At 72.9% G+C, this 5,850-nt stretch carries 4 protein-coding genes and 1 pseudogene; 3 read left to right on the forward strand and 2 right to left on the reverse strand.

Features of this window, described 5'->3' with window-relative positions:
• Positions 1-540: coproporphyrinogen III oxidase (locus G3I65_RS18280; protein ID WP_160697184.1), on the reverse strand; the 540-nt coding region annotated here is incomplete at its 3' end.
• A 39-nt stretch (positions 541-579) separates the two neighbouring features.
• Positions 580-1,017: a PPOX class F420-dependent oxidoreductase gene (locus G3I65_RS18285; RefSeq protein WP_160697185.1), complete on the reverse strand. Its 438-nt coding sequence runs from the start codon at positions 1,015-1,017 to the stop codon at positions 580-582.
• Between the two features lie 62 nt (positions 1,018-1,079).
• Between G3I65_RS18285 and G3I65_RS18290 the strand changes: the two genes are divergently transcribed.
• The 3 genes and pseudogenes from G3I65_RS18290 to G3I65_RS18300 all read left to right on the forward strand — a co-directional run.
• Positions 1,080-2,552: a hypothetical protein gene (locus G3I65_RS18290; protein ID WP_160697186.1), complete on the forward strand. Its 1,473-nt coding sequence runs from the start codon at positions 1,080-1,082 to the stop codon at positions 2,550-2,552.
• Complete coding sequence (locus tag G3I65_RS18295) at positions 2,552-3,352, forward strand: hypothetical protein (RefSeq protein ID WP_160697187.1); 801 nt, start codon at positions 2,552-2,554, stop codon at positions 3,350-3,352. The genes G3I65_RS18290 and G3I65_RS18295 overlap by 1 nt, the downstream gene beginning before the upstream one ends.
• A gap of 11 nt (positions 3,353-3,363) precedes the next feature.
• Positions 3,364-5,850, forward strand: a pseudogene (locus tag G3I65_RS18300) (hypothetical protein); the annotation flags it as partial.

Here is a 5,850-nt window from a genome sequence, read left to right on the forward strand (position 1 = left end):
GGCGGCGATGCCCGCCGCGGTGAACGCGGCCGCGCGCCGCCAGCCGTCGGGGCCCGGCGGGCGCAGGTGGTCGAACGCGATGCCGCCGATCCCGCGCGGCTCGTCGTGGTGGGGCAGCCGGTAGAGGTCGTCGCAGGCGCGTTTCGCCTGCGCGTGGAACGCCGGGTCGAGGGTGTCGCAGCACGTCTTGAGCGTCCGGTGGAAGTGCGCCGCGTCCTCGGCGAAGCCGTAGCAGGGCAGCAGGTCCACCGCGCCGGCGAACCACCACGACCCCGCGTAGTCGCAGTACCGGAACCGGGCGTGGAACGCCGGGACGTACGGGTTGCGCGGGTGGATGGCGACGGTCAGCCCGACGGTCTCACCGCCCTCGGCGACGACGACGCAGGCGCGCTCGAAAACCGCGCCGTTCTCCAGCAGCCGTGCCCGGCCGGAGCGGCCGAAGCGGGCTTCGCCGTCGAGGCGTTCGAGTTCGGCCACGAGCTCCCGCTGGCCGGCCCGCACCATCGCCTTGACGGCGTCGCGTCTGTCCCCTGATGGCATACCCCCACCCCCGGGGGCCATGCTACCCGCGAACGACGTTCAACCGGCGATGTCGGCCCGCGCGATCACCTTGGTGATCTTCGCCCGGACGAGGGATTCTTCGGGCACGGCGTTGCGCTTGCCGTACTCCTCGGCGCGCTCGGCGCCCATGTACCGGCCGCCCAGCTTAGTCGCCCACGCCAGCATGTCGTCGAAGTCGTGGGTGAGCCGCGCCTCGGCGGTGAACTGGACGTACGAATACGGCGGTTTCTGGTCGTCGACGGCGAGGGAAACGCGGCCGTCGCGGGCGATGGCCTTGCCTTTCAGCGTCTCGGTGCCGGTGGTGAAGATCAGCTCGTCGCCGTCCGGGCCCTCGTTCAGCAGGAACCAGACCGGCGTCACGATCGGGGAGCCGTCCTTCCTGACCAGGCCCAGCATGCCCGTGCGGGTGCCTTCCGAAGCGAACTGCCACCACTCTGAACGGCTCATCTCACGCATGAGGGGGACGTTAGCCTGTCACCCGCGCGTGCGCAGAGGGTGGCCGACTAGCCTGGCCTGCTGTGCGAGACGACACGGGGGCTACCGGACTGGCCGACGAGGGGCTGACGCGCCGCCTCAAGGCGCTGGCCTGCACCGCGCCGCTGCACGACCTGGACGCGCGCAAGGCGAAGCTCGACTGGGCCGACGCCACGGTCTACCAGATGGCCGAGATCGCGCTGCACACGATCGACCAGGTCACCATCGCGATGGACTTCGACACCGGCGCCGGCCACGACGAGGTCATCGACCGGCTGCTGCCCTTCATCGCGGCCCAGGCGCCGTCGCGGATGCCCGAGGAGCACGTCCGCGTGGCCAAGTGGGTGCTGGACAACCTGATCAACGTCGGCACCACCGAACGGGGCTTCCGGCGCGTCTACGGCTCGATGGGCCCGGGCGGCTACCAGCGCCGCCAGTTCGACTTCAAGCTGCTCGTCGAGCTGGCCGCCCGCGACGGCGAGGTCTACCTGCGCGCCACCGACGAGGCCATCAACGTCCTGGTCGGTGCCCTCGACACCGACGTCGAGTCGGCCCAGATCGCCGCCGAGGTCAAGCTCGAGAACCTCATCAACCGCGGCCGCCTGGCCGACGCGAAGCTGGCCGCCGAGCAGGCCCGCTACCGGACCGTCCAGTACGGCGAGACCCTGCGCGCGAAGCTCGACGCGACCCGCCGCGACGTCCGGTCGGTCGACTGGGAACGCGAGGTGCCGGAGCTGCTGGACAGCGCGCTGAGCCACATCGAAACCCGGTTCCGCGCCGAGAACGCCATCCTCAAGAACATCACCACCGCCCGCGACGAGACCGAGGACCTCGACCGCAAGCGCCGCGCCGCCGAGCTCGTCGACATCGTCGCCGACTGCATCCGCCGCCACACCCGCCTGCAGTCCCGGCTCGCCGACGCGGGCGCGGTGTTCCGCGCCGAGCAGGACCGCCAGCAGTTCTCCGGCCCGCCCCAGCGCGCCACCCTCGACCTCTTCGGCCAGCTCCTCGTGCCGACACTGGGCCTCCCGCTGGCCGACGCCGTCGCCCCGGCCGAGCACTTCTTCCACGCCGTCGCCGGGATCGCGCCGCCGGTCGTGCCCTCGCTGTCTTCGCTGGTCTCGCTGCTCCTGCGGCCCGCGCCCGAGCGCGACCAGCTGATCGGCGAGGTCCCCGAGCCCGAGCTGATGCCCGCCGAGGTCACCGACAAGTTCGGCGACGACGTCTGGCGCGCCGCCGACGAGCTGCTCGACCTGCCCGAGGTGCCGCGACGGCTGTCCGGGCTGCTCGAAGAGGCCCGCCGCAGCCGGCGGCCCGGGCTCGCCGCCCTGGTCGCGCTGCGCGCGGTCCACGCCTACAGTCCCGGGGTCGGCGCGGCTCGCCGCCAGGGCGACCGCCAGGTGCTGCTCGCCGTCGACGACGGCACCCTCCTGGACGACCCGGACTTCGGCGGCGCCGACCTGCTCCTGTTCACCGCCGCCGTAGAGCGGGCCGACGAAGAAGAGGAAGTCGCGTAATGGCGCTGTCCCACAGCAGCGTGGACGCCGAAGCGGCGGCCCGGCTGGTCGCGTTCGGCATGCGGCCGAAGCAGCTGCCCGCGCGTGACGTCGTCTACGGCGACCTCGTGCGCCGCTACGGCGAGGACAACGCGTTCAAGGCGCTCACCCACGCCGTCGCCGCCGGGCTCGGGCTCATGGTCCTCGAGGTCAACCAGCAGGCAGGCGCGGTGCTGGCGGCCACCGACGAGTCCGTCTTCGAGATCAAGATGGACTCCTACGCCCGGCAGGCCAAGATCCGCGAGCGCCGCGAGACGGAGAAGGTCCTGCACGGCCTGATTCACCTCGCCACCGCCGCGCTCGGCTACCCGCGTCCCGACGACCTGGCCAACGACACCTACATCGGCCGCGTCAGCGTCGAGCAGGTCGACGCGATGGTCCGCGAGGCCGCCCGCATCCTCGACGAACGCGCCGCGGCGGCCGAAGCCAACAACGACCCGCTGGCCGACGCGCCCGAGCTGGAACAGGCGTGGCGCGCCTACGCGAGGCGTCCCGCGGCCGCGGCCACCAAGGACGGGCGCCTCGCCGCCGACACCACCCGCGGCATGGTGAGCCGCGCCCTGCGCTTCCTCGCCGACCAGGGCTTCCTGGTCCCGGTGAGCGACGAGCAGGGCGGCACCTACCGGACCACGCCGCGCTACCAGATCCAGGTCCGCGAGCTCGCGGCCGACGCCGCCTTCGACGACTTGCTCGCGCTCGACGTCGTCGCGGTCGCGAACGCCGGGGGCACGCTGCGCGCGGCGGCCTCGGACACGCTGTAAAAGGGGAGTAGATGTACGAGCTTTCGCGGGTCCGCCTGCATTCGGTGGGCCCGGCGGGTGCCCGCTACCAGGACGTCGTGCTCGACTTCAGCGGCGTCGGCGCCAAGATCACCGCGCCGCAGCAGGACGCGCTGTTCAGCGCCGGCATCCACGCGACCGGGCCCGCCGAGCTGCGCCGCCCGTCGCCGGCGAGCGTGCTGTTCCTGGAGAACGGCGGCGGCAAGTCCGTGCTCATCAAGCTGATCTTCTCGGTGATGCTGCCCGGCCGTCGCCAGGTCGTCGGCACCACCAGCACGAAGGTCCTCGAGAAGTTCGTCGCCGCCAAGGACGTTTCGCACGTCGTGCTGGAGTGGCTGCACGTCGAGAGCGGCCACCGGATCATCACGGGCAAGGTGTCCGAGTGGCGCGGGCACGTCGTGTCCGCCGACTCCGAGAACCTCGTCGACTCCTGGTACTGCTTCCGCCCGACGCCGGCGCTGGGGCTCGATTTCCTGCCGATGACGCAGGACGGCCGGCTGCTCACGATGTCCGGCTTCCACGACAAGCTCACGGCCGCGCAGCTGGCCGAGCCGGAGCTGGAGCTGTCCTGGACCCGCCGCCACCACGAGTGGACCGGCCGCCTGGACTCCCTGGGCCTCGACACCGAGCTGTTCCGGTACCAGCGCGCGATGAACGCCGGCGAAGGCGAGGCGGCGGACGCGTTCGCCTTCGGCACCGACGACGCGTTCGTCGAGTTCCTGCTGCGCGCGGTGATCGCCGAGGACGAGCCGAAGGACCTCGCCGAGGTCGTCGCGACCTACGCGCACAACCTGGCCCAGCGCGGGGACCTGCTGTCGGAGCGGGACTTCGTCGCGGGCGCCCTGGAGCTGCTCGGCCCGCTGGCCGCCGAAGAAGGCGTCGCCGCGGAGTCGCGGAAGATCGCCGCGGCCGCGAAGGCCGACATGGCCGCGCTCGCCGCCCGCGTCGTCGCGCGGGACGAGCTCGAGAACGCGCGGCTGGCCGGGCTCGAAGACCACGTCACCGAGGTCAAGTCCGCCGAGAAGCTCGCCGAGGGCGACCACCGGCGGCTCGCCGCGGCCGTCACGGAGCTGCGCCGCCAGGTCGCCGTGCTGCGCCTCGACGAGGCCCAGGAGGCCCGCAAGCGTGTCGACGCCGAACTGGCCGCGGCGAAGACCGAAGCCGAAGCCTGGCGCGAGACGGCGACCGTGCTCAACTCCTTGAACGCGGCGCGCAAGGCGAAGGACCTGCGGGAACTCGTCGGCAACCGGGAGGAGAAGGCGCGGCCCGCCTTGAAGGCGCGCAACGACGCCGCGTCCGCGCTCGCCCGCGGGCTGCACGCGCTGGCGCAGGACGCCCAGCGGCAGGCGGACAAGGCCGAGGCGCACGCGGGTGCGTTGCGCGCCGAAGCCGAGAAGGCGCAGACCGAACGCGACGAAGCCGCCAACCTCGCGGCCGCCCGCCGGGCCGAGGCGCGCGGGCTGACCACGCGGATCACCGAGCTGCGCGAAGAGGTCCAGAACGCGGTGCGGGCCGGGCTCCTGCCGTCGGGTGCCGACGTCGCCGACGCGTCACGGGCCGCTCGTTCCGCGGCCGAGTCGGCGACGGCCGAACTGACCCGGCGCGAGCAGGAACTGGACCGCGTCGCGACGGATCTCCAAGCGGCGCAACGGGCCGTGAACGAGGCCCACCAGCTCGCCGGCACCACCCAGGACCGCTTCGAGCGCGCCACCGAGGACCTCGACCGGGCCCACCGCCGGACCGACGCGCTCGCCGCCGAAGGCCGGCTCGTCGAGCTGCTCGGCGCGGACGACGTCGCCCTGGAAAGCGACCTGCCGGTGCTGCTGGAACGGCTGCGCGAAGCGAGCGCGGCCGTCGAGAAGGAGCAGACCGCGCTGCGGATGGAAGAGTCCGCGGACGAACGCGCGCTCACGGCGCTGGGGTCCGGCGGGCTGCTCCCGCCGCCCGAAGACGTCCAAGCCGCGCTGGACGCGCTGGAGGAAGCCGGGATCACGGCGTGGTCCGGCTGGCGTTATCTGTCCAAACTGGACGCCACACGGCGGTCCGAAGTCCTGGAAAGCCTGCCGCAGCTGGTGTCCGGCGTCCTGCTCAACGACGCCGCGCACGCCGATCGCGCCCGCGAAGTCCTGACGAAGCGGCGCCTCCTCCCCAGCTCCATCATCGCCGTGGGCACGACCGAGGCGGCACTTTCACGTGAAAGTGCCGCGCCCGGCGTCGAGTTCCTGGTGCCGCCGAACCCCGCGATGTACGACGAAGAAGCCGCGGACGCCGAGCGGGAAGCCGTGGCGCGGCGGCACACCGAGCGGCAGCGGCGGCTCGAAGCGCTGGCCGCCAAGCTGTCCGCCGACGGTGCGCTCACCTGGAAGCTCACGACCTGGCGCGAGGACTACCCGCCCGGCGCCGTCGCGACGCTGGCCGAGCAGGCGCACGCGGCCCGGACCGCCCGGGAGGCCGCGCGCACCGCGCTGGAGCAGGCCGAC

The organism is Amycolatopsis sp. SID8362 (assembly GCF_010550475.1).
Taxonomy (GTDB): Bacteria; Actinomycetota; Actinomycetes; order Mycobacteriales; family Pseudonocardiaceae; genus Amycolatopsis; species Amycolatopsis eburnea.